Here is a 26,402-nt window from a genome sequence, read left to right as displayed (position 1 = left end):
GCATGCGGGTGGTCGTCTGGCTGGTCGAGGGGACATGGCCCGCGTGCGTGGAAGCCGTACGGACGCACGCTCCCGGCGCGACGGACGTGGTGCTGCTGCACGTCACGGACCCCGCCGTGCCCGGTCTCGCGCACGGCGCCTTCGCGGGGCTCCTCGGACGCGCACGCGCCGAGCCCGATCCGGGCGACCTCCTGGAGACCCTCGGCACGGTCTCCGCGGCCGAGCTCCTCGACGCGGCGGCCCGGCGGCTCGAAGGCCCGGCGACCCTCGTGGAGCGCACCGGCCGGGTGGAGCGGGAGGTGGTCGCGGCGGCCGAGGGCGCCGGACTGCTCGTCCTGGCCCGCGACGGCGACCGCGGCCGGCTCGGCCCGCACAGCCTGGGGCCGGCCGGCCGCTTCGTCGTCGACCACGCCCCCTGTCCGGTGCTGCTCGTGTGGCCCGAACCGGCACCGGACGTCACGACGTTGCCGCCCCCGCCCCCGCACCCACCGCACCACCCGGACCGTCCGGACCACCCGCGCCCCTGAGGGCACGCCTTCGGCTGCCGTCCGGCCGGGCCGCGTGCCGTCGCGGGACCGACCGGCCCGACGGCGGTGGCGAGTCCCCGTACGGGGTAACCGCCCCGGGGAGGCGGGACGGGCCCGCCGGGAGGAGACGGTCGTACGGCGGTCACGGACGGAAGAGGGCTCGGGAGGTTCGAGGAGGACGGCTTCGTCGTGCTGCGCGGGCTGTTCGCCCCGGGCGAGACGGACGCGCTGTGCGCGGAGTTCGCGGCGCTGCACGCGGCCGGGCCGGTCCCCGGGCACTTCGCACCGCGGGTGCCGAGGACCGGCGCCACGGAGCCCGGCGGCATCGGGACCGGCGCCCCGGCCGACCCGCTGCACGCCTTCCCCCGCTTCGTGCACCCGCACCGGGTCAACGCCCCGTCGCCGCGGCTGCTGCTCGACCCGCGGGTGCGGGAGGTCCTCGAAACCCTGCTGGGGGAAGAGGTCCTGGCCGCCCGGAGCATGTTCTGCTTCGAGCCGCCCGGGGCCCGCGGCCAGGCGTTGCACCAGGACGGCTTCCACCTCCGCGTCGAACCCGGCACCTGTGTGGCCGCGTGGACCGCCTGCGACGTCATCGACCGGGAGAACGGCGGCCTCGAGGTCGTGCCCGGCACCCATCGGACGGACCTGTTCCGCCCGCACGAGGCGGACCCCGCGCTGTCCTTCGCCCGTGAGTACGTGCCGCCGCCGGCCGGTCTGACCGCCGTGCCCGTCGACACGGAGCCGGGTGACGTCCTGTTCTTCGACGGCAGCCTGGTCCACGGCTCCGGACCCGACCGCAGCCGTGACCGTTTCCGCCGCTCCTTCATCGGTCACTGCGTCGGCCGCTCCATCCGGCGCATCGGCGGCCGGTCCGCACTGAACGCGGCCCGGCGGAACCCGGCCGGTCAAGTCGGCCTCACCACAAGGGAGTCGGGACCTCGGTCGGGGCGGGGCGGGGCCCGGACATCAGTGGTGCGCGGGGCAGCGTACCGGCGCCGTCCCCGGCGGGGGCCGCGACTTGACGAAGTCGGGCACGCGCGATTTGATCCTCTGCGTGCCGTGGCGCGACCCGGCACGCAGAGGTGCGCCCAGCCGGTGACGGACCAGGTCCAAGTCCGGCCAGAGTCGCCAGGACCGCCGAGGCGTCCGAGGCGGGGACGTACTCGCGATCGTTGGAGCGGACATGCCTCCCCTCGGACGTGCCCCGCGCACCGCGGTGACGGGCACGGCCCTGGCCGTTCTCCTGGCCCTCGTGGGCTGTGACGCGGTCCGGGACACGAGCGCCTCGCCGAAACCGCCCCGCCCGGGCCGGACGGCGACCGCCGTCCGGCTGCCCCCGCTCCACGCGGGGTTCGACTACCAGATCGGCGGCGCCTACCCCCCGGCCGCCGACGTCCGCGTCGTGAGCCGCGACCGCTCGTCCCCGCCGGCCCGCGGCCTGTACAACATCTGCTACGTCAACGCCTTCCAGGCCCAGCCCGGGGAACGCGGGCAGTGGCCCGCCGACCTGCTGCTGCGGGACGCGGACGGCGAGGTCGTCGTCGACCGGGACTGGAACGAGGCGCTGCTGGACATCCGGACGCCCGACAAGCGCAGACGGGTGGCCGAGCGGGTCGGCCGGTGGATCGACGAGTGCGCCGACAAGGGGTTCGACGCGGTCGAGCCCGACAACTACGACAGCTACACCCGCTCCGAGGAGCTGCTGACCCCGGACGACGCCACCGCGTTCATCACGCTGCTGTCGCGTCACGCGCACGCCCGGCACCTGGCGATCGGGCAGAAGAACACCGTCGAGCTGGCGGGACTCAGGTCGCGGACCGGGCTGGACTTCGCGGTGGCGGAGGAGTGCGGCGAGTACGACGAGTGCGGTGAGTACGCGAAGGCCTTCGACGACCGGGTGGTGGTGATCGAGTACACCGACAGCGGTCTGCGCAAGGCGCGTTCGGCGTTCGGGGACCGGCTGAGCATCGTGCGCAGGGACGTGAAGGTCTCGACGCCCGACAGCCCCGGCTACGTCCGCAGGACGCGCTGACGAAGACGGCGTGAGCACCGGCGCCGAGTGGCCGCCGAGCCCCGGCACGGCCCCGGGAGGAGGCTTCCGGGCCGCCCGGGCGGGGGCGGATGTCCGTTCACCGTCACCCTTAGGGGGTGAGGCCGGTGGGGCCCGGGTGCCTCAGGCTCGGTGGTGAGTGGCTGCGGTCGCAGCCGTGCAACGGAGGTCTCGCCATGGCAACCACCCAGCATCACACCCGCTCCAAAGCCACGATGACGGCCGCGAGCGGCCTGATGATCTTCGCCTCGGTGATGCTGTTCGTCTCCGGCGTCCTGGACATCCTGCGGGGTGTCATGGCCATCGCCGAGGACGACGTCTTCGTCACCGGCCAGAACTACGTCTTCAAGTTCGACCTGACCAGCTGGGGCTGGATCCACCTGACGCTCGGCGCGCTCGCCGTGGTCGTGAGCCTCGGCCTGTTCACGGCGGCCACCTGGGCACGGGTCATCGGCGTGGGCATCGCCTCGCTGCTGATCATCGCCAACTTCCTCGACATCCCGTACTACCCCGTCTGGTCGCTGACGCTGATAGCCCTGTACGGATTCGTCATCTGGGCTCTCTGCGTGGCCCGGTCGGACACGGACACGCCCTAGGACCTGTCCGCAGGCGACGCCGGAGCCGGACCGGTCCGACCGGACCGGCCGGCATCCGGCACGACGGGTCCGCGGCTCACAGCAGGTGCAGGTCGCGGGCCCGTCGTACGGCCTCGCCCCGGCGGGTCGCGGCGAGCTTGCGGTAGACGCTCTTGAGGTGGGTCTTGACCGTGTTGACCGACAGATGCATGTCGGCGGCGATCTCGTCCCTCGACATCATCTGCGCCAGACGCTCCAGCACCTCGCGCTCGCGCTCGCTGAGCGGTTCGACCACCGGCTCGGCCACCGGTTCCGGGTCCGCCCCCCGGGCCGGGCCCGTCCCCCGGACCGCGGCCGTCTCCGGAAGCCACTCGTGGCCCTGGGCCAGCACGGGCCGGTGCCGCACGAAGCCCCGCAGCCACGGCCCGGCCTCCAGGAACGGCCGTCTCAGACGCTCCGGCCTGGCCGTCCGCAGGGCCCGCGCCACCAGCCGCTGGGCGGTGGAGTCGTCGCCCAGCGCGTCGGCGGTCTGCGCCCGCGCGAGCAGCACCCGGACGGCGACGGCCGGCCCCTCGTCCACCTCGGCGGACAGCGCGCCGAGCAGGGCGCGCGCCGCCTCCCGGTCGCCGGTCGCGAGCCGGGCGCGGACGGCGGCCGCCGTGGCCTCCGGCCCGGCCGCCCCCTCCTGCGCCAGCACGTCCACCGCGGCGAGCGGTTCGCCCAGGGCCAGGTACGCGGTGGCCATGGCCACCGCGGCCCGGTCGCTCACCCACGGCGAGGGTTCGGCCCCGAGCGGCGTGCGCCTCAGTTCCCGAAGGACGCGCAACGCCTCCTTGGGATGGCCCTTGGCCAGCAGCGTCCGGGCGCGTACCAGGGCCAGGCCCGCCGTCGCGACGGGATCGTGCGCGGCCGCGCCGGAGACGGTCGCCTGGTCCAGGTGGGTCTGCGCCGCGGCGAGATCGTCGCGGTCGACGGCGACCGCCGCCAGGACGAGCTGGGCGACGCCCGTCCGGGCTGGGGGCGGCAGGCCGGAGCGCTCCGCCCCGGCGACCGCCGCCCGCGCGTGCGACTCCGCGCGGCCCGGCCGCCCGCACAGGAGGTCGATCAGGGCGAGCCTGCCGAGGGATTCGTGCCGGGGGGAGGCGGTGGAGGGTCCGTCGTCGACCTGTGCGGCGGCGGACAGCGAGATCCGGGCCGCGTCGAGCCGCCCTGCCCAGAGCTGGGCCGAACCGAGGCCGGTGAGCATCAGGGCCGGCAGCTCCGGGTGCCGTTCGAGCCGCTCGGCCGGAAGGGACAGCTCGGCCGCCGTCATGTCCTCGGCGGCCGCCTGCGCCCGGTCGGCCGAGCCGGTCAGCCGGGCCGCGAACACCCTCAGCAGGGCGTGGCTCAGCCGCAGGGCCGCCGTGTCGGCCCCCTCGCCCTCCAGGTGCTCGCCCGCCCGGCGCAGATACCCAAGGCCCCGGTCGACGTCGTGGCGGACGAGTTCGCGGGCGGCGCGCACCAGACACGCGGCGGGCCCGGCCGCGTCCGGGGGCATCGCGGCGAAGAGTCCGTCGAGGCGCTCGGCGTCGAGTCCCGTCAGCAGTTCGCCGATGGCCAGCTCGTCGACGAACCGGTCCGCCGCGAGCTCCCACTCGCCCGCCCCCGCCGCGTGCGGCAGGGCCTCCGCCAGCAGGCCCTGCTCGCTCAGCCAGCGGGCGGCCCGCCGGTGCAGCTCCGGTTCGAGACCCGGAAGCCTGACCCGCAGGTGGACCCGCAGGATCTCCGCGAACAAGGGGTGCAGCCGGTACCACGAGTGGCCGATCGCCTCGACGAAGGCGTTGGCGTGCTGGAGCCCGGCCAGGATGGCGTCCGCGTCGTCCCGGCCCGTCAGGGCGTTGGCCAGGTCCGGGTGGATCTGGTCGAGGACGCTCGACCGCAGGAGCAGGTCCTGGGTCTCCTCCTCCTGTGCCTCCAGGACCTCGGCCAGCAGGAAGTCCGCGAGCGTGCTCTGGCCCGCCTCGAAGTTCTTGATGAAGGTGTCCGGGTCGTCGACGTTCTGGGCCGCGAGGATGCACAGGCGCAGTCCGGCCGCCCAGCCCCCGGTCCACTCCGTCAGCGACCGGGCGCCGTCGTCCGAGAGGCGGATGTCGTGACGGTGCAGCAGGGCGGCCGTCTCGCCCGGGACGAACGCCAGGTCGGCGCCCCGGACCTCGGCGACCGCTCCGGCGGCGCGGTAACGGTGCAGCGGGAGCTGTGGCTCCGTACGGCTGACGACGACCAGGCGCAGACCGCCGCCCGCGTGGCGCAGGACGAACTGGAGCTCGTCGGCGACCTCCGTCGAGGCTCCCACCCGGTCGAACTCGTCGAGCACCAGGATCACGGGTTCCGGGCGCTCGCTCAGCCAGGCCGCCAGCCGGGTGAGCAGGGAGTGGTCCACGTCGCCCGGGCTCGACGGGCTGCCGATGCCGTCCGGTACGGCCGCTCCGTGCCGCCGCAGGGATTCGAGGACGTACGTCCAGAAGATGCCGGGGCCGGTGTCCTCGTGCTCCACGGTCAGCCAGGCCACGTCGTCCGGACGGTCCCGCGTGGAGATCCAGTGGGCGACCAGGAGCGTCTTCCCCGCGCCCGCGGGCCCGTTGACCAGCGTGAGGGGACCCCGCACACCCTCGTCGAGGCGTCCGACCAGCCTCGGCCTGCGCACGAAGGTCTCCGTCAGGTCCGGAACGGTGAACCGGACGGCGAGCAGGGGGTCACCGCCCGGGGTCAGCAGCCCGGCCATGAGGTCCTGCCTCCGTGTTGTCTCGGCGACGGCGACGGCGACGCGTCGGATCCGATGTGGTCCGGGCCCACGGCTCCCTCCCCAATGCGACCTTTTCACACTGATCGTCACCCGATGCCCCGAATGCCGCAAGGCAGGCCCCGCTCCCCCGCCGCGGGTGAGGCGCGAGGCGTCCGCCTCGGGTGCCATGGGAGCGGACTCCCCGAATGGCGCGGAGGCGGAGCTCCGGGTGCCATGGATGTGCCGCGGCTGCGGGGCCGGACCGGACACCGCCGTCCGGCGCGACGGCGGCGCGGGCCGAATCGACGAGGTGGTCACCGGTGAAACACTGGCGCGCTCTGGCCGTGCTCGGGACGGCCCAGTTCCTGATGGTCCTGGACACGTCCGTCATGAACGTCTCCATCAGCCAGCTCGTGGAGGACTTCGACACCGAGGTCACCGCCATCCAGGCCGTCATCACGCTCTACGCGCTGGTCATGGCCGCCTTCATGGCCACCGGCGGACGGCTCGGCGACATCCTCGGACGCCGTCGGCTGTTCCTCGTCGGACTCGTCGTCTACGGCGTGGGGTCGGGCCTGACCGCGGTGGCCCCCACCCTGTGGATGCTCGCGCTCGGCTGGTCGGTCGTCGAGGGGCTCGGGGCCGCGCTGGTGCTGCCGGCGATGGCGGCCCTCGTGGCGGAGTCCTACAGCGGGCGGGACCGTGCCGTCGCGTACGGCGTCATCGGCGGGCTCGCCGGCGCCGGCATCGCGGTCGGACCGCTGCTGGGCGGCTGGGTGACGACGTACCTCACCTGGCGGCTGGTCTTCGCGGGCGAGGTCGTGGTCGTCGTCGCGATGCTGTGCTTCCACCGGGCGATCCCCGACAGGCCCCGGCCGGAGTCCCGCCCCCGGCTGGACGGCGTGGGCGCCTTCCTGTCGGCGGCAGGGCTCGGACTGGGCGTGCTGGGTGTCCTCCAGAGCGGCACCTGGGGGTGGGTGCAGCCCCGCAACCCGCCCTTCACCGTCCTCGGTTTCGCCCCGACGCTGTTCGTCGTCTCCGCCGGTGTGCTCGTCCTGGCCGCCTTCGCCAAGTGGGAGCGCCGCAGGGAGGCGCACGGCACCGACCCGCTGGTCCATCTGTCGCTGCTGCACCGGCCGCCCCTGCGCTCCGGTCTGCTGACGCTGGTCAGCCAGAACCTCATCCTGCTGGGGCTGTTCTTCGCCATCCCGCTGTACCTCCAGGTGGTGCAGGGGTTCGACGCGTTCCAGACGGGGCTGCGGCTGCTCCCGGTGTCCGTCACCATGCTGGTGGCCTCCGTGCTGGCCTCCCGGCTGGGGCGGGTGATGGGGCCGCGCCGTGTGGTCAGACTGGCCCTGCTGACGCTGCTCGGAGCCATCACATGGCTGCTGGCCACCATCGAGCCGGTCATCGACGACGCCCAGTTCGCCGGGGCCATGGCCCTGCTGGGGGTCGGCATGGGCCTGCTCGCCTCACAGCTCGGCAACGTGGTGCAGTCCAGCGCCGGCGAGGAGGAGCGCAGCGAGGTCGGCGGGCTCCAGTTCACCGCCCAGAACCTGGGTTCCGCGCTCGGTACGGCGCTGATCGGGTCGATCCTCGTCGGCGCCCTGGCACAGGCCTTCCTCACCCAGGTGGCGAGTCATCCGGACGTGTCGCAGGAGGCACGCGATAAGACCGGCGTCGCGCTGGAGGCGGGCATCAGCTTCGTCCCCACCGACCAGGTGCGTTCGGCGGCCGAACAGGCCGGGCTGTCGCCGGCCGAGGTCGACGCCGTCACGGACTCCTACGCGACGGCACAGCTGAACGGCCTGAAGGCGGGGATCCTCACGGCCGGCGGCATCACGCTGGCGAGCTTCCTGGTCACGACGCATCTGCCGACCGGACGGGCGGGACGCGGGAAGGAACCCGGCCCGGGCAGCCCGGCCGTCCCCCTCGGACAGGCGTGACGCGCGGGGCCCGTACGGGCATGACCGCGCTGGGCTCGAAGGCGCCCCCGCCCCGCGCGAGCGCTCCGGAGCGTTCCCCGGGCCCAGGTTCACCTTCTGCGGGTGAGGGCGGGCGGGGCGGGGTGCCGGATGATCGTGGGGAAGGGCGCCGTCCGCCCGCCCCAGGCCGCCCGCCGCGGGGAGCCCCGCATGCAGTACGAGATCCGTGTCGAGGGACATCTTTCGGAGACGCTTTCCGAGGCGTTCCCGGAGATGGACCACGTGCTGATCTCGGGCCAGACCATCCTGTTCGGCCCGGTCGTCGACGAGGCGCACCTGTACGGGCTGCTGGCCCGCTGCCGGTCGCTCGGCCTGCGCGTCGTGGAGATGCGCCAACTGCCCGGGGGACCGTGAGGATCACCCGCCGGGGGTGAGCCGCCGGAACCCGTCGCACGGGAGCGTGGACGACGGGAATCCACCCACCGTCCCGTCGGCGGCCCGCGACCGGTCCGCTCGACCGCGTGAGGAGGGACCATGACGGAACCGTACGGTTCGGCACCGCACACCGGGCCGGAGCCCGGGCCCGGCCGTCCGGCCACCGAGCCCCCGGGCGACCCCGTGGTGCTCCTCGACCGCGTCGGCGCCTCCTGGACCTGGCTCCTCGGCTCGGCCGTCGCGACGCTGGTCCCCGGCATCCTGGTCCTGGTCTGGCCGGAGGAGACCCTGCACGTCCTCGCGGTCCTCCTCGGCCTCTACCTGCTGGTCATCGGCGTGTTCCGCTTCGTGTCCGTGTTCGGGCACCGGGAGCAGGGAAGCCGGTTCGCCACGCTGCTGATCGCGGTGCTCTACGTGCTGGCCGGCGTCCTGTGCCTGCGCAACCCGTTGCAGACCATCGCCGCGCTCTCCCTGATCGTCGGCGTCGTCTGGCTGGTGTCCGGCGTGCTGACCGCGTACACCGCCCTCGCCACGAAGGACCTGCCGCACCGCGGCTTCGTCCTGTGCGGGGCGGCGATCGGCATCATCGCGGGCATCGTCGTCCTGGCCCTGCCGACCGAGTCGGCCCGCGCCCTGACCCGGCTGCTCGGTCTGTGGATGGTGCTGATCGGTCTCGTCGAACTCGCGCTCGCCTTCGCGTGGCGGGCCGCCCTGCGCCGGGCGCTCTCCGCCGAACCGCGTGACCCCGCCTCCCCGTACTGAGGAGGGACGGGGCCGAAGCGGCCCGGACACGCCGGGTGCCCGGCGACACGCCGGGTGCCCGGCACTCCGCGCCCGCGGGGCACCGAACCGTGCGAAGGGCACGATGGGCGTGTGCCGGTGAACAACGCGGTGCCGCCGCCCACGCTCCCCGGGCGGCTGCGGCTGCGCCGAGGGGCCGTGTTCGTCGTGGCCGCGGCCCTGCTGCTGGTCCAGATGGCGGTCGCCATGGTCACCACGGCCGTGGAACAGACCCCGACAATCGACGAGCCCGTGTACGTGGGCACCGCGACGGTCTACGTCCAGCGGCACGACCTGCGCCACAACCCCGAGCATCCGCCACTGGGCAAGCTGGTCATCGGGGCCGGGCTGCTGTTCGCGCACCCGCACCTCGACCCCGCCTTCGAGGGCGACCAGGCCGAGCTGGGGCGGCACGTGCTGTACGAGTCCGGGAACGATCCCTGGCGGGTGATGCTGTGGGCGCGGTTACCGGTGATCGCCCTGACACTGCTGTCCGGCCTGGTCGTCCTCGCGTTCGCCCGTGAACTCGCGGGCCGTACGGGCGCTCTGGTGGCCCTCGCGCTCTACGCGTTCTCGCCCGACGTGATCGCGCACGGCTCGCTGGCCACGCTCGACGCGCCGGCGTCGGGTTTCCTGCTGACGTCGGTGTGGCTGGTGTGGCGGGCCCGGCTGCGGCCGTTCCCGTACCTGCCGCTCTCGGCCGTGGCGCTCGGCGCGGCGGTGGCGACCAGGATGAGCATGCTGCCGGCCGTTCCCGTGGTGCTGCTGCTCGCGACGGCGTCCGTGCGGCACGCGGTCCGCACCGGCCGGGACACGGCACCGGCGGGCGGCGCGCGGGCCAGGGCGTGGCCGAGGGCCCGGCTGCTCGGGCTCGCCTTCGCGGCCGCCGCAGGGACGGCCTTGGTGGCCGTCGCCGTGGTGTGGGCGACGTACCTGGCCGTCGATCCCCGGCTGCGCTGGACGGCGCCCGCGGATCTCCCGGCCCTGCGCGGACCGCGCGCGCTGCTCGTGGACCACCTGCCCCTGCCCCGGCCCTACCGGGACGGCATGCGGGTCCAGTTCGGTTTCGAGGACACGGCCTGGCAGGGCTTCCTGTTCGGCCGGCTCTACCGGGGTTCGCTCTGGTACTACCTGCCGGCCGCGCTGCTGGTGAAGACACCGCTCGGCGCGACGGCACTGTGGACGGCCGGTTCGGCCGCCCTCGTGGCCGTACGCCGCCTGCGGCCCGCGGCCCCCTACCTGCTGGTCCCCCCGGCGCTGCTGCTGGCCTCGGCGATGACCGGCTCCCGCGATCTCGGCGTGCGCTACGCCCTGTTCGTGCCGGTGTTCCTCGCGGTCGCGGCGGGCTGCGCCGTCACCGCGCGCGGGCGCCGGCCGGAGCGGGCGGGGGCCGTGCGGCGGGGCCGGCCGGGGTGGGCGGGGACCGTGCGGCGAGGGCGGCCGGGGTGGGCGGGGACCGGGGCGGCGGGGCTGGTCCTGTTCGTCGCCGTCAGTTCGCTGCTCACGTACCCGTACTACCTGCCGTACTCGAACGAGGCGTTCGGCGGGCCGGAGAAGACCCATCTGCGGCTGCACGACTCGAACGTCGACTGGGGCCAGGACCTCGGCCGCCTGGCCGGCCGGCTGAGGAGGCACTACCCGCACGACGAGGTGTGGCTCGTCTACAAGGGCGCCGGCGTACCGTCCGCCTACGGCATCGAGGCGGCCGACCCCCGCACGGTGCCCGCGGCCCGGGTGCACGGACTCCTCGTCGTCTCCGACACCGCGATCGACAAGGCCGACGCCCGCTTGCGGGCGCTGCTCGCGACGAGCAGACGGATCGACGAGGTCGGCCACTCGATCACCGTGTTCCGCAGGCCGTGAGGCGGCCGCCGGACCCGCCTACGCCCGCTCCAGGACGTAGGCGCTGCGGGAGTCGGGGTCGCCGAAGAAGAAGTACAGCAGCAACCGCTTCTTGTCGTTCCGCTGCAGCTCGAAGGTCCACGTGTAGGTGTCGGGTGCCGGCCGGAGTCCGTCCGGTGGGTCGGCGCGCTCACCGGGGCCGGGGGTGCGCGTGGTCGACGCCGTGCGCGAGGTGAGGGTCAGCCGGACGTGCTGGCCGTCGTTCCACCCGGCGCGCTCGCCGGTCAGCTTCCACGTTCCCGTCCCCGACACCCGCCATCCGTCGTCGAAGTCGAACTCCTGCCCGTCCAGGAGACGGATGCCGGCCGTTCCGTCGGCGCGGAGGGTGACCTCCGTGCCGTCGACGGAACGCCACGAGTCCACGATCTCCGCCCGCTTCGCGTCACGTACGGCGGGCACCTCGTCGTACATGTGCGGATTACACCCCACCAGGAGGAGCAGACAGGCGACGAGGGCCGCGATCCGCCCTGCCGGGCCGAGCGAGTCGTTCTTCACGATCCGGCCTTCCGTGGCGGAGCCACCCATGGCTGCGGTTCGGCCGGGTGCCGATCACGCGCCCGCCATCCTGCCAGCGAATTTGAACATGTTCAACTCCCTTGCGGTCATGTGCGGACAGCGGGACGGGGCGCCCGCCCGACCGTGTGGCGCCCGCCGCCGCACCCCACGTCCAGGGCGGACCTACGACAGACCGGCGCCCGCCTCGGGTGTCAGCAGGTCCAGCACCCGTTCCCAGCGGAAGTCCCCGCGCCCGCCGTCCTGTTGGCCGTCACCGGCGTACGGGTCGCCGAAGCGGACGCCCATCTCGCGGAGTCGTTCGACACTGGCCCGGTAGGCGGGGTGGGCCGCCAACGCCTCGTTCACGCAGGGCAGTACGGCGACGGGGACGCCAAGTCCGCATGCCTCGCACAGTGTTCCGAGGGCGAGGGTGTCGGATATTCCGGCCGCCCACTTGTTGACGGTGTTGAAGGTGGCCGGAGCGAGGGCCACCGCGTCCGGGGCGGGAAAGGGGCGGGGGTCGCCGGGGGCCCGCCAGGCGGAACGGATCGGACGGCCGGTCTGCGCCTCGACCGCCGCCGCGTCGATGAAGCCGAGGCCCTGGGGCGTGGCGATGACGCCGACCTCCCAGCCCCGTTCCCGGGCCGCGCCGATCAACGTGCCGACGCCCTCGGCCACCCCCGCCGCGCAGACGACGACGTAGAGGAAGGGTTTTCCGCTGGGTTCGCTCACACGCGAACCCTAAGGGCTGTCCACAGCGGGCGACCTTCGCCCCGTCCCGACGCCGGGCGCTCCCCTCCGGGCGGGGGCGGTTCTCCGGTCCGCCCTACCGGAGCGGGAAGCCCTGTCCGCGTTCGGACCCCGGGCGCGGGCCGAGGATCCGGCGCTCCGCCTCCTCGATCGGCACGTCGTCGATGGACGCCTCCCGCCTGGCCATCAGCCCGTGCTCGTCGAACTCCCACAGTTCGTTGCCGTACGAGCGCCACCACCGGCCGTCGGCGTCCCGTGACTCGTACTGGAAACGGACCGCGATGCGGTTGCCGTCGAAGGCCCACAGGTCCTTGCGCAGGGCGTACTCGTGCTCCCGGGCCCACTTGCCGGTGAGGAACTCGACGATCTCCGCGCGACCCCTGACGAAGGTGTCCCGGTTGCGCCAGACCGAGTCCTCGGAATAGGCGAGCGAGACCTTGTGCGGGTCACGGGTGTTCCAGGCGTCCTCTGCGGCCTGGACCTTCTGGAGCGCGGTCTCGCGGGTGAAGGGCGGCAGGGGCGGACGGTCGGCCATGAGGACTCCTCGGCACGCGAACAGGAACAGACACAGGAACACGGGCACGGACCCGGGCGAGAGCAATGGGAGAACGTACGTTCTCCCATTCCGGCCGCTAACGTAGAGAACGTTCGTTCTCGCGTCAAGGAGCCCACCGCATGGACAGCACGACCGCCCGGGACCGGCCCCCCTCCCCGAGCCGGGACCAGGCCCTCGCTCTCGCCCGCGAACAGGCGCTCGACGCCGCCGAGCACCTGTTCTACGGCCGCGGGATCCAGGCCGTGGGGATGGACGACATCCGGACCGCCTCGCAGGTCTCGCTCAAGCGGCTCTACCAGCTCTTCCCGGCGAAGGAACACCTGGTGGACGCCTACCTGGAACGGCGTGACATCCGCTGGCGGGCACGGCTGGCCGAGCACGTCGACACCAGACGGGACCCCGGGGAGAGAGTCCTCGCCGTCTTCGACTGGCTGGGCCTGTGGTTCACGGAGCCCGGCTTCCGCGGCTGCGCGTGGATCAACGCGTACGGCGAACTCGGTGCCGGCTCGGAACGGGTGGCCGCACGGGCCCGTGCGCACAAAGCCGCGTTCCGGGCGTACCTGGCTGGACTCGTGAGCGCGGCGGGGCGACCGCCCGCCCTGGGTGACCAGCTCTTCCTCCTCGCCGAGGGCGCCATGGTCACGGCGGGCGTCGACGGGAGCGCCGAACCCGCCGCGCAGGCGCGCGCCGCCGCACGGCTCCTGCTGGAGGCGGACGGGTAGGGGTCGGGCCACGGGTTCACCCGGTGTGCTCCGCCATCGTGACGGAGCGGACCCGGCAGGCCCGTAGCCCTTCTCCCCGCGCCGGGCCACCTCCGTCCGTGCGACCTCGCCTCCGCGCGGCCCGGCATCGGCGCGGTCGGCATCGGCGCGAGACCGCGGGGCAGGGCGCCCCTCGGCGAAAAGGGCTTGCGCGGCTGCGTCCGGTGGCCCGAACATCTGCCCCATGTCCACGATCGAAGCCTTCCTGCCGCCGACCTCCGCCGCCGACCGTCCGGTGCGGGTCCAGCAGCAGCCCGGCCGACCCCGGAGGCCCGGGCTTCCCCGGTCGTGACGGCCGCGCTCGTCGCGGGGCTCCTCGCGGGCTACGGCATCGCCATGCCCGTCGGAGCGGTCGCGACCTACCTCGTCTCCCTCACCGCTCGTACGTCCCTGCGGATCGGCGCCTCGGCCGCGCTCGGCGTCGCGACCGCCGACGGGCTGTACGCCCTGGCCGCCACCCTCGGCGGTACGGTGCTCGCCGCCGCGCTCCAGCCGGTGATGCTCCCGCTGAGCCGGGTCTCCGCGCTGGTCCTGGCCGCCCTGGCGGTCCACGGCGCGGTCGGCGCGGTCCGCCGGTACCGCGAGCGCCGGCTCGCCGAGCGGACCGGACAGGACCCCCCGCGTCCCGTCCGCGCCTACCTGACGCTGCTGGGGATCACCCTGCTCAACCCCACGACCGTCGTCTACTTCACCGCTCTGGTGCTCGGCAGCCGGACGGCCGAGGCCGTACGTCCGCTGGACCAGGGGGTGTTCGTGCTCGCCGCGTTCGCCGCGTCCGCGAGCTGGCAGCTCATGATCGCCGGGGGCGGCGCCCTGCTGGGCCGGACCCTGACGGGTCACCGGGGACGGCTGGTGACGGGACTCGCGTCGAGCGGCGTGATCATGCTGTTGGCCGTACGTGTGCTGGCGGCCCCGTCATGAGGGCCCGGCCCCCTGGACCGTGTGTGCCCGGCACACCCCACAGGGGGAGCCGCCCGACCGGGGGCCACGCGGGCCGCGGTACGGAAGATTCGCGTGCGCACCGGTGTTGAATCATGCCGGAACACGACCAGTCCGACGCGACGACGGGACGGAAGCCATGCCTCTTGAGGGCGAGTACGAGCCCAGCCCCACCCGGTGGGTCCGGGAGCAGGTGGAGTTGTACGAGGGTTCCGGTGGGACCGAGGGGACGACCCTGATGGACACCGGCATGCCCGTCATCATCCTCACGACACGCGGCGCGAGGAGCGGCAAGATCCGCAAGACCCCGCTGATGCGTGTCGAGCACGACGGGCGGTACGCCGCGGTCGCCTCGCTCGGCGGCGCTCCCAGGCACCCGGTCTGGTACCACAACGTCACCTCCGACCCCCACGTCGAGCTCCAGGACGGCCCCGAGCGCAAGGAGTTCACCGCCCGGGAGGTCACCGGCGAGGAGAAGGACGTGTGGTGGGAGCGCGCGGTCGCCGCGTACCCCCCGTACGCCGACTACCAGGAGAAGACCGACCGGGTGATCCCCGTCTTCGTCCTGGAGCCGGCCGGCTGACTCCGGCCACCCGAACCCGGAATTCCCCGGTACCGGCGTGCATGAACCCGGGGGACGCCGGGCACCCGCACATCAGGCCCCGCCGCGCTCCCCCGTCGCGGCGGGGCTTCCCTCCGTGACGGGGCTCCCCTCGGTGGTGGGGTCCTCTGCCGCCGCCTCCCCGGCGTCGGTCACGTCGAGGAAGATCTGGCCGGCCTCGGGGAAGGTGTGGGCGACCGAGCGCTTGATGCGGACGGCGACCTCCTCCACCTCCTCGCTGTCGAGCCCGGGGACCAGGTCGATCCGGGCGGCCACCAGGGCCGAGTCGAGGCCGAGTTCCATGGTCAGCAGCGCCTCGACGCTGTCGATCTCGGGCTGTGCCTTCAACAGTTCGCGGATCCGGCCGCACCGCTCCTCGTCGACCGCCCGCCCGATGAGCTGCTCGCGGGCGTCGCTGCCGAGCCAGAAGGCGATGCACACGAGCAGCAGTCCGATGGCGAAGGAGGCGCATGCCTCCCACACGACCTGGCCCGTGATCATGTGGAGCGCCATGCCGACGATCGCGAGGCTCACGCCCAGTACCGCGGTGCCGTCCTCGGCGACGACCGTCCGCAGGGCCGGATCGCGCATGCCGTCGCCGTCCTTGCCCCGGACCTGGAAGAGGGCACGCAGCAACGAGGCGCCTTCCGCGAGCAGCGCCACGCCGAGCACGGCGAGCCCGGTCACATAGCCGCCGAAGGATTCGTCGGCGCCGTTGCGGAGCGCCTCGAAGCCCTGGAAGAAGGAGAAGCAGCCGCCCATGACGAAGATGCCGACGGCCGCGAGCAGGGACCAGAAGAACCGCTCCTTGCCGTAGCCGAACGGATGCCTCCGGTCGGCGGGCCGGCGGCTGCGCCGCAGCGCCGCCAGCAGGAACACCTCGTTCATGCTGTCCGCCACGGAGTGGGCCGCCTCCGAGAGGAGAGCGGGCGATCCCGAGATCAGGCCGCCCACCGCCTTGGCCACGGCGATCAGCAGATTGGCGCCCAGCGCCACCATCACGGTGACCCTGGTCCTGCCGTCCGGACCGTTCTCCTTCGGCCGCTGCCGCGCCGCCGGGGTGCGGCCCTCCGGTTCCCTCGTCTCTTCGCCGCTCACCCCGGCCGGTTTCCCCAGGGGCTGCGCCTCACACCGGCGGACCGGGAGAATCGGACCGAGGGGTACGCGGGCGGCACACAGGGCACCCGTACCCGGTCGGAGGAGGCCCGCGCGGGTCGGCGGGCCTCGTGAGCGAGAAGGAGCCTCGGTGTCCAGGAAACAGAAGAAGCTCAAACTGCCCCTGGCGTACAAGCCCGTCGGCTTCGTGCTGAGCTGGGCCGGGGGCGCCCTGGCCGGGCTCGCCTTCCAGAAGACCTGGATGGCGATACGCCACGAGGAGGACGCGCCCGACGCCCTGGACAGGGACCGAGGCTGGGGCGAGATCCTGCTCGCCGCCGCCCTCCAGGGCGCGATCTTCGCCGTCGTCCGCAGCGCGGTGGACCGCTCGGGTGCGAAGGCCATCGAACGGTCCACGGGTGTGTGGCCCTCCCCCACCGAATCCGGCCGCGACTGAGCGGCGCGCGGACGACACGACGGCGGCCCGGGCACATGAGCGGTCCGTGCCCTCCTGCTGAGCGTTTCCGCCCGGACACTTTCGGCCGAGCGTTTCCGCCCGAACGCTTTCGGCTGGACGTTCTCGGCCGCCCGGACGAGGAAGCGGGACCATGCACGCCGACCTTCTCTTCACCGGCGGCCCGGTGTTCACCCCCGAGGGCCGCGGCGCGACCGCGGTGGCCGTCACCGGCGGGCGGATCACCGCCGTCGGGAACACCGAGGTCCACGACCTGGCCGGCCCGGGCACCGAGGTCGTCGACCTGGCCGGGCGGCTGCTGCTGCCCGGGTTCCAGGACGCGCACGTCCATCCGGTCCCGGCGGGCCTGGAACTCGCCCGGTGCGACCTGACCGGCGCGAGGACCGCGGAGGACACCGTGGCCGCCGTCCGCGCGTACGCCGACGCCCACCCCGAGCGGGAGTGGATCACGGGCGGCGGCTGGTCCCTGGACGCCTTCGCAGGCGGTACGCCGACGAAGGAGCTCCTGGACGCGGTCGTACCGGACCGGCCGGTGTACCTGCCGAACCGGGACCATCACGGCGCCTGGGTCAACAGCCGCGCCCTCGAACTCGCCGGCGTCACCCGGGACACGCCCGACCCCGCCGACGGACGCTTCGAGCGGGACGTGTCGGGCGAGCCCACCGGCATGCTGCAGGAGGGGGCCACGCGGTCGGTGGGCCGGCTCGTTCCCCCGGCCACGCCCGCCGACAGGGTCGCCGCGCTGCTGCGCGCCCAGCGTCATCTGCACGCGCTGGGCATCACCGCCTGGCAGGACGCGATCCTCGGGGACTACCTCGGCATGGACGATCCGTCGGAGGCGTACATGACGGCGGCCCGCGGGGGTTCGCTGACCGCGCGCGTGGCCGGCGCGCTGTGGTGGGACCGTGAGCGGGGCGCCGAGCAGATCCCCGGACTTATCGAGCGGCGGGCCGCGTTGCGGCACGGCAGGTTCCGGGCCGCCGGCGTGAAGCTGATGCTGGACGGGATCGCGGAGAACGGCACCGCCGCGCTGCTCGGCCCCTACCTCGACAGGTGCGGCCACGCCACGGCGAACCGGGGCAAGAGCTTCATCGACCCGGACCGTCTGCCCGCGTACGTCACCGAGCTGGACGCGCTCGGGTTCCAGTGCCACTTCCACGCGCTCGGCGACGGCGCCGTACGCCATGCCCTGGACGCCGTGGAGGCGGCGCGGAAGGCGAACGGGCCGAGCGGCACCCGGCCGCATCTGGCGCACCTCCAGGTCGTGCACCCCGACGACGTCCCGCGCTTCGCGGCGCTCGGCGCCACGGCGAACGTCCAGCCGCTGTGGGCCGTCCACGAACTGCAGATGGACGAGCTGACCATCCCCTTCCTCGGGCCCGAACGGGCCTCCTGGCAGTACCCGTTCGGGTCCCTGCTGCGCTCCGGCGCGCGGCTGGCGGCGGGCAGCGACTGGCCGGTCAGCAGCCCCGACCCGCTCCAGGGCGTCCATGTCGCGGTCAACCGGGTGAGCCCGGACGCGCCGGGGCCGGTGTTCCTGCCGGCCGAACGCATCGCTCTGGCCGCCGCGTTGACGGCGTACACCGCGGGATCGGCGTACGTGAACCACCTCGACGACACCGGGACCGTCCGGCCGGGTGCCCTCGCGGATCTCGCCGTCCTGGACCGCGACCCCTTCGCGGGCCCGCCGGAGGCGATCGGGGGGACCCGGGTCGCGCTCACCTACGTCGGAGGGGAGCGCGTGTACACGGCACCGGACGCCTGAGCTGCCTGAGCTGCCTGAGCTGCTGACGGCTTACTTCTTGGACAGGTGTCCAGCTACAGTGGACACCTGTCCAAGAAAAGCCGAGACGAATCGGAGCCCGCCGACGATGGAAACGGCCGCGAACGTGCTGGTGGGCCTGGTGGCCGCGCTGCACGCGTACATCCTGGTGCTGGAGATGTTCCTGTGGGAGAAGAAGCCCGGGCGGGGGCTCCACGGGTTCGACGCGCCGATGGCACGGGCGACCGCGCCTCTCGCCGCGAACCAGGGCCTCTACAACGGATTCCTCGCCGCGGGACTGGTGTGGGGGCTGATCGCGGCGGACCCGACCGGACACGACGCGCAGGTCTTCTTCCTGTGCTGCGTCGTGGTCGCGGGCGTGTACGGATCGGTCACCGCGAACCGCCGCATCCTCTTCGCCCAGGCCCTGCCCGGGGCGCTCGCCCTGGCCGCCGTCCTGCTCGCCGGATGACGCCCGACGACCCGCGCGCCGCCCGGACCCGCGCGAAGCTGCGGCAGGCACTGCTGGAGGAGTGCGCCGAGCACTCCCTCGAGGAGACCGGCGTCGCCGCGCTGGTGCGGCGGGCCGGGGTCGGCCGGGCCACCTTCTACGTGCACTACGCCGACCTGGAGGCGCTGGCGGTCGACGCGTGCGCCGATGTCGTACGCGAGGCCGTGGAGGCGCTGCACGCCTGGCGCGGCCGGCCCGACCCGGTGTCCGCGCCCCCCGCGCTGCGCGCCTTCTTCACCGGGCTCGCCCCGCACGCCGGCCTCTACCGCGCGCTGCTGAGTCCGGGCGGCGGCGGCCCGCTGGGCCTCGTGCTCCACCGCGACCTGCGGGCCCGGAGCCTGGCCGAACGCACCCTGGCCGGGGCGCCGGACGCCCCCCTCGTCGCCTCCGCGGTGGCCGCCACCTTCGCGGGCGTCCTCGCGGACTGGCTGCACGGCCTGCTGGAGGGCACCCCGGACACCGTCGCGGACGAGGTCTGGCAGCTCCTCGTCGCCCTGCACGCGAGCAGGTGACGCGCCGGGCCGGGCGGCCCGGCCGGTCGCCTCACTTGCAGCCGAAGCGCGATGCCGTCGACGGCCACGCCTCCACCCCGTCGGAGGTCCTGACGTACGCCGTGGACCTGTCCGGCGTCAGCCACAGCCTCCAGTCGCCGTAGCGGTAGCCGGTGTCACGCGCGTCGGCGGGCATGCGGACGTCCCCGTCGTACGCGGCGGCGAGGGCCCCGGGCGGCAGGACCCCGCGGGGATCGCGCGCGTACAGGCGGCCGGACCGGCCGAGGTCGAGGAAGTGCGCGCTCTGCCAGTCGCAGTGCTCGGCACCGACCGAGCTGGACACCTCGGTGGTCGGCACGCGCCGGCCGTCCCGGTCCGTCCAGATCTCGTACCCGTTCGTCTTCGTCCAGCTCTCCGGGAACTCGGAGGGGTCGCAGGACGCGCTGGTCTCCGGACCCCAGCCCGGCCGCCGCGGCTGGTCCTTCGCGACGACGACGGCGACCTTGGTCCTGCCCCTGACGTCGTACGAGAACAGGACGCGGCCCCCTTCCTCGCGCTCCACCCGGTAGCCCCGCTCCGGCAATTGAGGCTGGTAGATCTCGAAGTACGCCTCCAGCCCCTCCTCGGGCGTCGACCCGCCGTCGCCCTTGCTCCACCGGTCGCCCGCGTCGCCCGCCCGGATCGCCCCGTCGCACTCCAGCGCCCGGCCGGCCGCGCCCGAGCTCTCCTCCGCGTCCCCCTCGTCCCCCACCGTGTACGGAAGGTCCAGCCGCCCCGAGTACGGGGTGACGGGGGCCGCGCCGGTCACCACCACCCCGTCGTGCCCGCCCCCGCCGCACCCCGCCGCCGCGAGCCCCGCCAGCACCACCGCGGCCACGATCCCCCTGCGCTTGCCCACCACTGTCCCTCCGTCCGTCGTCCGTGCTCCTACGACGCACGGGCGTGGAGGTTCGTTCGCCGGTCAGCGCGTGGTCTGGAAGGTCCGGCGGTACGTCTGGGGCGAGACGCCGATCGTCGCCTGGAGGTGCTGGCGCAGCGAGGCGCCCGTCGCGAAGCCGACCTCGCCCGCGATCCGGTCCACCGGCAGATCGCTGGCCTCCAGCAGATGGCGGGCCCGGGAGAGCCGCTGCTGGATGAGCCAGCGGCCGGGGCTGAGGCCCACCTCGTCGTTGAAGCGGCGGGCGAAGGTGCGCAGGCTCATTCCGGCGTGGGCGGCGAGATCGGTCAGGGTCAGCGGGTCGCCGAGGCGCGTGAGCGCCCAGTCCCGGGTGGCGGCGGTGCTCGCGACCGAGGGCTCCGGGACGGGCTGTTCGATGAACTGGGCCTGGCCGCCCTCGCGCAACGGCGGGACCACGCAGCGCCGGGCCACCTTGTTGGCCAGTTCGCTGCCGTGGTCGCGGCGGACGATGTGCAGGCAGACGTCGATGCCGGACGCGGCTCCGGCGGAGGTGAGTAGGTCGCCGTCGTCCACGAACAGGACGTCCGGGTCCAGGTGGACCCGCGGGAACAGGCGCCGGAACTCGTCGGCCACGCACCAGTGCGTGGTCGCCGGGCGTCCGTCCAGCAGACCGGCGGCGGCCAGCACGAACGCGCCCGTGCAGATGGAGACGATGCGCGTGCCCGGACGGATGTGCGCGAGGGCCGCGGCGACCTCGTCGGGACGGCCGACGGGGAGCGCGGCCGGGGTGACCGCGGCGACCACCACCGTGTCCGCCGTGCCCAGGGCCTTTGGACCGTGGTCGACGGTGACGGAGAAGTCGGCGGCGGTGCGGACCGGCCCTCCGTCGAGGGTGCAGGTCACCACCTCGTAGCGGCCGTCCGCCGCGCCCAGGATCCGGCTGGGCATCCCCAGTTCGAAGGGGTAGACGCCGTCGAGCGCCAGAACCACGACACGCTCCACGTGGTCCGCCCGCCCGGCTCGTTCCGTTTCCCGTTCCGGCTCGCGCTCCGGTTCATGCCCCGTCTCATCCATGGCACGATTCTATCGAAGGTTGGCAATCGTGCCATTTTCTGCCGGAACTCCTCCGGGCAGGCTGGTTCACCATGAGCACTGTGAACACGATGCGAGCCATCAGCCAGACCGTCCTCGGCGGCCCCGAGGTCCTTGAGGAAGTGACCCTGGAGCGGCCCTCGCCGCGGCCGAACGAGATCCTGGTCCGGGTACGGGCCGCGGGCGTCAACCCGACCGACTGGAAGCACCGCGCGACCGGGGGGTTCCTCGGCCGGCCGCCCTTCGTCCTCGGCTGGGACGTCTCCGGCGTGGTCGAGGCGACCGGGATCGGCGTCGCCGACTTCCGGCCCGGGGACGAGGTCTTCGGCATGCTGCCCTACCCCTACGGCCACGGCTCGCACGCCGAGTACGTGACCGGTCCGGCCCGCGCCTTCACCCTCAAGCCCTCGGCGATCGACCACACGCAGGCCGCGGCCCTCCCGCTGGTCTCCCTGACCGCCTGGCAGGCACTGGCCGAGCGCGCCGGCGTGCGGCCCGGACAGCGGGTGCTGATCCACGCGGCGGCCGGCGGGGTCGGCCACGTGGCCGTCCAGATCGCGAAGTCCCTCGGCGCGTACGTGATCGGCACCGCGAGCGCGGGCAAGCACGACTTCCTGCGGTCCATCGGCGTGGACGAGCCGGTCGACTACACCAGCGTCGACTTCGCCGAGGCCGTGCGTGACGTCGACGCCGTCCTGGACACCATCGGCGGCGAGACGGGGCTGCGCTCGCTGCGCGTCCTGCGCCCCGGAGGCATCGTCGTCTCCATCCTGCCGATCGGGCCCGACGCGTTCCACGAGGAGGCCGAACGGCTCGGGGTCCGGGCGGTACGGATGCTCGTCGACGCCGACCGGGCGGGAATGCGGGCGGTCGCGGATCTCGTCGAGAGGGGCGCGCTGCGCGCCACGGTCGCCGAGACCTTCCCGCTCGCCGACGCCGCCAAGGCACACGCCCTGGGCGACACGGGCCGGACCACGGGGAAGCTCGTGCTGGTGGTCGACTGACGCCCGGCGGTCCGGGCGGCGGGAAGCCTGACGGTCGGAACACATCCGGCCAACTCCGCACCCACGACAAAGACATATGTCAATCGAACATGCTGAGATTCACCCCAACGGGGGTAGCTTGCAGGGCAGGAAACGGTTTCACATCGAACCGGTGCCCGGGTCGTGCCCTGTGATCGCCTGACGTGTCGTCGCCCCGGCCTCCGGTGAGCCCGCTCCCCCGTCACGGGGAGCGGGCCGACAGCCGGCTGGAGGTGTTGTCCGCGTGGCGAGCGACTTCGCACCGCGCACCAGGCATCTGCGGATCCACCATGACCACGGTCATGTGGTGCTGGAACTGCGCGGGGAGATCGATCTGCTCTCCACGACGGAGATAACCCCGCTCCTGGACGCGGTGACCTCGGAACCCGCGCCGCGGGTCGTGATCGACCTGCGGCGCGTCGAGTTCTTCGACTGCTCGGGCCTGCGGCTGCTGTACCGCGCCAGACGCCGCGTCCTCGACCGGGGCGGCCGGCTGCACCTGGTCTGCACCCACCCGCTGACCCTCCGCATGTTCCGGCTGACGGGGCTCTCGCGCCTCCTGCCGCCCTCGGCCTCGACGGAGGAGGCGCTGAGCCGCCCGGACCCGGTCGCGAACCCGCCGGAGAGCCCCGCGAGCACGGTGCCTACTCCCGGATCCTCGTGACCTGTCCGGCGCCGACCGTCCGGCCGCCCTCCCGGATGGCGAACTTCAGCCCTTCCTCCATGGCGATCGGCTGGATCAGTTGCACCTCCATGGTCACGTTGTCGCCCGGCATGACCATCTCCGTGCCCCTGGGCAGGGTCACGACCCCGGTCACGTCCGTCGTGCGGAAGTAGAACTGCGGGCGGTAGTTGTCGAAGAAGGGCGTGTGCCGGCCGCCCTCGTCCTTGGAGAGGATGTAGGCACGCGTCTCGAACCGGGTGTGCGGGGTCACCGAACCCGGCTTGATGACGACCTGCCCCCGCTCGACGTCCTCGCGCTTCACGCCCCGCAGCAACAGCCCGACGTTCTCGCCCGCCCGGCCCTCGTCGAGGAGCTTGCGGAACATCTCGACGCCGGTGACGGTGGTCCGGGTCTTCCGCTCGTGGATGCCGATGATCTCGACCTCGCTGTTGACCTTCAGGACCCCGCGCTCGATCCGGCCGGTGACGACCGTGCCCCGGCCCGTGATGGTGAAGACGTCCTCGATCGGCAGCAGGAAGGGCCGGTCCACATCGCGCACCGGCTCCGGCACGAACGCGTCGACGGCCGCGAGGAGTTCGAGGACCGTCGCGCTCCACTCCGGGTCGCCCTCCAGCGCCTTCAGCGCGGAGACCCGGACGACCGGGACGTCGTCGCCCGGGAACTCGTACTCGGTGAGCAGTTCGCGCACCTCGAGTTCGACGAGTTCCAGGATCTCCTCGTCGTCCACCATGTCGGTCTTGTTGAGCGCGACCACGATGTACGGGACGCCGACCTGCCGTGCCAGCAGGACGTGTTCCTTCGTCTGCGGCATCGGCCCGTCGGTCGCCGCGACGACGAGGATCGCGCCGTCCATCTGCGCGGCCCCCGTGATCATGTTCTTGATGTAGTCCGCGTGCCCCGGGCAGTCCACGTGCGCGTAGTGCCGGTTCTCCGTCTGGTACTCGACATGGGCGATCGAGATCGTGATGCCGCGCTGCCGCTCCTCGGGCGCCTTGTCGATCTGGTCGAACGGCGTGAACGGGTTCAGGTCGGGGAAGCGGTCGTGCAGCACCTTGGTGACGGCCGCCGTCAGTGTCGTCTTGCCGTGGTCGATGTGCCCGATGGTGCCGATGTTCACGTGCGGCTTGGTCCGCTCGAATTTCGCCTTGGCCACTGCGAGCCCTCCTGATCACCTGGGTGACGCCGAGCGTTGCTCCGCGGCTTCCCGGCCGGGCACGGCAGCCGCTCCTGGTGACCGAGCGGTGGGGAGGGAAGGTCCGCTCCTTCCTGTCTATTGGTTCTGCGGCGCGTCGAACAGGGCGCTGACGGACTCACCGTTGTGAATGCGCCGCACCGCCTCGGCGAGCGCCGGGGCGATGGACAGGACGGTCAGCTTCTCGGTGTGCTCCTCGACCGGGACCGGCACGGTGTTCGTGCAGACGATCTCCAGCACGTCGGGCTGTTCGCTGAGCCGCTTGAGCGCTCCCGCCGCGAACAGCCCGTGGGTGCAGGCGACCCGGATCGATCGCGGACCCAACTCGCGGAGCCTGTCGAGGAGTTCGAGGACCGTGCTGCCCTTGGCTATCTCGTCGTCCAGCACGATGACATCGCGCCCGGAGACCTCGCCGATGACCGAGTTGATGTTCACCCGGTCGTCGGCGAACCGCTGCTTGGCACCGGCGGCCACCTGGGCCCCGATCAGCCGCGCGAACGCGGCGGCCTCCTTCGCGTTGCCGAGGTCGGGCGAGACCACCGTCGTACGCGACAGGTCGTTGGCCCGGAAGTGCACCGCGAGCTCCCTCAGGGCGTGCAGGTGGTCGACGGGCACCGAGAAGAAGGCGTGCACCTGCGGGGAGTGCAGCGTCATCGCGAGGACGCGGCCCGCACCGGCCGCCACCAGCAGGTCCGCCACGAGCCGGCCGCCCAGGGAGATCCGGGGCATGTCCTTCTTGTCCGAACGCGCATACGAATAATGCGGCATGACCACGGTGATCCGTCCGGCGGAGGCACCACGGGCCGCGTCGCACATCATCAGCAGCTCGACCAGGTGTTCCTGCACCGGAGTGACGAGGGGCTGCACCAGGAAGACATCACGCTCGCGACAGTTGGCCTGGAGCTGGACCTCCAGACAGTCGTTGGCGAACCGGCTGACACGGGTCGGGCTGAGGGGCACACCGAGGTGCGCACAGAGCTCGGCCGCGAGCTCCGGATGGGCACTACCGCTGAACACGGCGATGTCACGCACGTCCGCTCCTCGCATGATCGAAGGGGATTGCGTCGCCGGGCGCAAGATCGGCCCGGAGTGCGCACCTCATGCTACTGGGCACCTTTCGGGCCTTCGACCGGGGATTTTCCGGTTGCGGATCCGACCGCGAGATGCCGGGCGGACCTCGGATCCGCCCGGCGGCGGCACCGTACCGGGTCTCCCCGCGACGGACGGCGGGCCCCGCGCGTCGCGCACCGGGGGGTCACGCGCCGGACGCCACGGGCCGACGGCCTGTCAGGGGACTCGGCGGGTAGACGGACAGGCGAAAGGAGGACCGTCGACATGACGACGTCCATCAAACGCCTGCCCGGCTGGGCGAAGGTCGTCTCCGCCTTCGCGCTGGTGCTCGTGGTGCTGTTCGCCGGGCTGCGGCTGGCCGTTCTGCCGGGGCTGCGCGATGTGTTCGGCACGGAGACCCATGACAACTCGGGCCCTGCGCTGCTCGAATCCATCCAGGACATGAGCCGTTACGACGCCGCCTCGGGCAACTTCCAGGTGGTCGTGGACCTGGAGAAGGACGCGAAGTACCTGCCCGACGCGATCCGCGGCACCCGCACCCTGTACGTGGGGGCCGGCACCGTCGACGCCTACGTGGACCTCGGACGCGTCGGCCGGGAGGACGTGACGGTCGACGACGACCGCACGTCGGCCACGCTCCGTCTGCCGCACGCGGCACTGGGCAGACCCGCCCTCGACCCCGACCACTCCTACGCCGTCTCCAAACAGCGCGGTCTCCTCGACCGGCTCGGTGACGTCTTCTCGGACAACCCGAACGACGAACGGGCCGTGCAGCGCCTCGCGGCCCGGCACATCGGCGAGGCGGCGAAGGACAGCCGCCTCACGGCGCGGGCCGAGGAGAACACCACCGCCATGCTCGACGGCCTGCTGCGCTCGCTCGGCTTCACGGAGGTGAAGGTCACCTACGGCACCTGAGACCGGGCGGTGCCGTAGGTGCCCGAGCGGGCACCCACGGCCCCCCGCGCCGGGGGCGCCCCGCCGGGCACACCCCCCCCCCCGGCCCCCCCCCCCCCCGGCCCCCCCGCCACCCCAACCCCCCCCCCCGCCACCC

At 73.3% G+C, this 26,402-nt stretch carries 26 protein-coding genes and 1 pseudogene; 18 read left to right on the top strand and 9 right to left on the bottom strand.

Annotated features, from left to right (window positions below; translation table 11 throughout):
- Positions 1–2 precede the first annotated feature (2 nt).
- The 4 genes and pseudogenes from ACFW6B_RS24860 (at position 3) to ACFW6B_RS24845 (ending at position 3,173) form a co-directional block, all read left to right on the top strand.
- Positions 3–527 (top strand): universal stress protein, encoded by a 525-nt coding sequence (locus ACFW6B_RS24860; RefSeq protein ID WP_386598871.1) that lies wholly within the window; start codon positions 3–5, stop codon positions 525–527.
- Positions 528–683: 156 nt separating this feature from the next.
- Positions 684–1,391, top strand: a pseudogene (locus ACFW6B_RS24855) (phytanoyl-CoA dioxygenase family protein); the annotation flags it as partial.
- Positions 1,392–1,710: 319 nt separating this feature from the next.
- Positions 1,711–2,559, top strand: a complete 849-nt coding sequence (locus ACFW6B_RS24850; RefSeq protein WP_386598869.1) for an endo alpha-1,4 polygalactosaminidase — start codon at positions 1,711–1,713, stop codon at positions 2,557–2,559.
- Between the two features lie 194 nt (positions 2,560–2,753).
- Positions 2,754–3,173: a hypothetical protein gene (locus tag ACFW6B_RS24845; protein WP_386598867.1), complete on the top strand. Its 420-nt coding sequence runs from the start codon at positions 2,754–2,756 to the stop codon at positions 3,171–3,173.
- A gap of 76 nt (positions 3,174–3,249) precedes the next feature.
- Here the strand turns inward: ACFW6B_RS24845 and ACFW6B_RS24840 are convergent, their stop codons facing one another.
- Positions 3,250–5,913 carry a LuxR C-terminal-related transcriptional regulator gene (locus ACFW6B_RS24840; protein WP_386598866.1) on the bottom strand — a complete coding sequence of 888 codons (2,664 nt, stop codon included), beginning with the start codon at positions 5,911–5,913 and terminating at the stop codon, positions 3,250–3,252.
- A gap of 320 nt (positions 5,914–6,233) precedes the next feature.
- On the opposite strand from ACFW6B_RS24840, the gene ACFW6B_RS24835 reads away from it, so the two are divergent.
- From ACFW6B_RS24835 to ACFW6B_RS24820, 4 genes are all read left to right on the top strand, one after another.
- Complete coding sequence (locus ACFW6B_RS24835; protein WP_386598864.1) at positions 6,234–7,859, top strand: MFS transporter; 1,626 nt, start codon at positions 6,234–6,236, stop codon at positions 7,857–7,859.
- A 189-nt stretch (positions 7,860–8,048) separates the two neighbouring features.
- Positions 8,049–8,252 carry a hypothetical protein gene (locus tag ACFW6B_RS24830; protein ID WP_386598862.1) on the top strand — a complete coding sequence of 68 codons (204 nt, stop codon included), beginning with the start codon at positions 8,049–8,051 and terminating at the stop codon, positions 8,250–8,252.
- A gap of 120 nt (positions 8,253–8,372) precedes the next feature.
- Positions 8,373–9,035 (top strand): HdeD family acid-resistance protein, encoded by a 663-nt coding sequence (locus ACFW6B_RS24825; protein WP_386598860.1) that lies wholly within the window; start codon positions 8,373–8,375, stop codon positions 9,033–9,035.
- Between the two features lie 111 nt (positions 9,036–9,146).
- Positions 9,147–10,916 carry an ArnT family glycosyltransferase gene (locus ACFW6B_RS24820; protein ID WP_386598858.1) on the top strand — a complete coding sequence of 590 codons (1,770 nt, stop codon included), beginning with the start codon at positions 9,147–9,149 and terminating at the stop codon, positions 10,914–10,916.
- A gap of 18 nt (positions 10,917–10,934) precedes the next feature.
- On the opposite strand, the gene ACFW6B_RS24815 is transcribed toward ACFW6B_RS24820, so the two are convergent.
- The 3 genes from ACFW6B_RS24815 to ACFW6B_RS24805 all read right to left on the bottom strand — a co-directional run bounded on the left by ACFW6B_RS24815 (position 10,935) and on the right by ACFW6B_RS24805 (position 12,735).
- Positions 10,935–11,450, bottom strand: a complete 516-nt coding sequence (locus ACFW6B_RS24815) for a hypothetical protein (RefSeq protein WP_386598856.1) — start codon at positions 11,448–11,450, stop codon at positions 10,935–10,937.
- Between the two features lie 183 nt (positions 11,451–11,633).
- Positions 11,634–12,182: a flavoprotein gene (locus tag ACFW6B_RS24810; RefSeq protein ID WP_386598854.1), complete on the bottom strand. Its 549-nt coding sequence runs from the start codon at positions 12,180–12,182 to the stop codon at positions 11,634–11,636.
- A gap of 94 nt (positions 12,183–12,276) precedes the next feature.
- Positions 12,277–12,735, bottom strand: coding sequence for a nuclear transport factor 2 family protein (locus tag ACFW6B_RS24805; protein WP_386598852.1), 459 nt, complete (start codon positions 12,733–12,735; stop codon positions 12,277–12,279).
- Positions 12,736–12,875: 140 nt separating this feature from the next.
- Here ACFW6B_RS24805 and ACFW6B_RS24800 point away from each other — a divergent pair, with 140 nt between their 5' ends.
- The 3 genes from ACFW6B_RS24800 to ACFW6B_RS24790 all read left to right on the top strand — a co-directional run bounded on the left by ACFW6B_RS24800 (position 12,876) and on the right by ACFW6B_RS24790 (position 15,039).
- A complete protein-coding gene (locus tag ACFW6B_RS24800) occupies positions 12,876–13,478 on the top strand; it encodes a TetR/AcrR family transcriptional regulator (RefSeq protein ID WP_386598850.1) in 603 nt (200 codons plus the stop codon).
- Between the two features lie 327 nt (positions 13,479–13,805).
- Entirely contained in the window at positions 13,806–14,438 is a 633-nt protein-coding gene (locus ACFW6B_RS24795) for a LysE/ArgO family amino acid transporter (protein WP_386598848.1), read from the top strand.
- Between the two features lie 157 nt (positions 14,439–14,595).
- The gene (locus ACFW6B_RS24790; protein ID WP_386598846.1) at positions 14,596–15,039 is read left to right on the top strand and encodes a nitroreductase family deazaflavin-dependent oxidoreductase; all 444 of its coding nucleotides are present in this window, start codon (positions 14,596–14,598) and stop codon (positions 15,037–15,039) included.
- Between the two features lie 72 nt (positions 15,040–15,111).
- Here ACFW6B_RS24790 and ACFW6B_RS24785 read toward each other — a convergent pair whose 3' ends face one another.
- Positions 15,112–16,059, bottom strand: coding sequence for a cation diffusion facilitator family transporter (locus ACFW6B_RS24785; protein WP_386599018.1), 948 nt, complete (start codon positions 16,057–16,059; stop codon positions 15,112–15,114).
- 244 nt (positions 16,060–16,303) lie between these two features.
- Here ACFW6B_RS24785 and ACFW6B_RS24780 point away from each other — a divergent pair, with 244 nt between their 5' ends.
- The 4 genes from ACFW6B_RS24780 (at position 16,304) to ACFW6B_RS24765 (ending at position 19,412) form a co-directional block, all read left to right on the top strand.
- On the top strand, positions 16,304–16,609 hold the full coding sequence (locus tag ACFW6B_RS24780; protein ID WP_386598844.1) for a DUF4235 domain-containing protein: 306 nt from the start codon (positions 16,304–16,306) through the stop codon (positions 16,607–16,609).
- A 151-nt stretch (positions 16,610–16,760) separates the two neighbouring features.
- Positions 16,761–18,392 (top strand): amidohydrolase, encoded by a 1,632-nt coding sequence (locus ACFW6B_RS24775; RefSeq protein WP_386598842.1) that lies wholly within the window; start codon positions 16,761–16,763, stop codon positions 18,390–18,392.
- Positions 18,393–18,498: 106 nt separating this feature from the next.
- Positions 18,499–18,861, top strand: coding sequence for a DUF1304 domain-containing protein (locus ACFW6B_RS24770; RefSeq protein WP_386598840.1), 363 nt, complete (start codon positions 18,499–18,501; stop codon positions 18,859–18,861).
- Complete coding sequence (locus ACFW6B_RS24765; RefSeq protein ID WP_386598838.1) at positions 18,858–19,412, top strand: TetR/AcrR family transcriptional regulator; 555 nt, start codon at positions 18,858–18,860, stop codon at positions 19,410–19,412. Before ACFW6B_RS24770 ends, ACFW6B_RS24765 begins: the two co-directional genes overlap by 4 nt.
- A gap of 31 nt (positions 19,413–19,443) precedes the next feature.
- Here the strand turns inward: ACFW6B_RS24765 and ACFW6B_RS24760 are convergent, their stop codons facing one another.
- The gene (locus ACFW6B_RS24760) at positions 19,444–20,289 is read right to left on the bottom strand and encodes a hypothetical protein (RefSeq protein WP_386598837.1); all 846 of its coding nucleotides are present in this window, start codon (positions 20,287–20,289) and stop codon (positions 19,444–19,446) included.
- Between the two features lie 63 nt (positions 20,290–20,352).
- Positions 20,353–21,363 (bottom strand): GlxA family transcriptional regulator, encoded by a 1,011-nt coding sequence (locus tag ACFW6B_RS24755; protein WP_386598835.1) that lies wholly within the window; start codon positions 21,361–21,363, stop codon positions 20,353–20,355.
- 71 nt (positions 21,364–21,434) lie between these two features.
- Between ACFW6B_RS24755 and ACFW6B_RS24750 the strand changes: the two genes are divergently transcribed.
- Together ACFW6B_RS24750 and ACFW6B_RS24745 are read left to right on the top strand one after the other, a co-directional pair.
- Positions 21,435–22,385 carry an NADP-dependent oxidoreductase gene (locus tag ACFW6B_RS24750; RefSeq protein WP_386598833.1) on the top strand — a complete coding sequence of 317 codons (951 nt, stop codon included), beginning with the start codon at positions 21,435–21,437 and terminating at the stop codon, positions 22,383–22,385.
- A 262-nt stretch (positions 22,386–22,647) separates the two neighbouring features.
- Complete coding sequence (locus ACFW6B_RS24745) at positions 22,648–23,067, top strand: anti-sigma factor antagonist (RefSeq protein WP_386598831.1); 420 nt, start codon at positions 22,648–22,650, stop codon at positions 23,065–23,067.
- Here the strand turns inward: ACFW6B_RS24745 and tuf are convergent.
- Both tuf and ACFW6B_RS24735 read right to left on the bottom strand, forming a co-directional pair.
- Entirely contained in the window at positions 23,048–24,241 is a 1,194-nt protein-coding gene (tuf, locus tag ACFW6B_RS24740) for an elongation factor Tu (RefSeq protein WP_386598829.1), read from the bottom strand. The genes ACFW6B_RS24745 and tuf overlap by 20 nt on opposite strands.
- Positions 24,242–24,358: 117 nt before the next feature.
- On the bottom strand, positions 24,359–25,312 hold the full coding sequence (locus ACFW6B_RS24735; RefSeq protein WP_386598827.1) for a ribose-phosphate diphosphokinase: 954 nt from the start codon (positions 25,310–25,312) through the stop codon (positions 24,359–24,361).
- Positions 25,313–25,615: 303 nt separating this feature from the next.
- Between ACFW6B_RS24735 and ACFW6B_RS24730 the strand changes: the two genes are divergently transcribed.
- Positions 25,616–26,266, top strand: a complete 651-nt coding sequence (locus ACFW6B_RS24730) for a DUF4230 domain-containing protein (protein ID WP_386598825.1) — start codon at positions 25,616–25,618, stop codon at positions 26,264–26,266.
- Positions 26,267–26,402 lie beyond the last annotated feature (136 nt).

Origin of the sequence: Streptomyces sp. NPDC058751 (assembly GCF_042746485.1) — a bacterium.
Classification (GTDB): Bacteria; Actinomycetota; Actinomycetes; order Streptomycetales; family Streptomycetaceae; genus Streptomyces.
The sequence above is the reverse complement of the archived record's forward strand: the minus strand, read 5'-3'. Positions and strand labels throughout refer to the sequence as shown.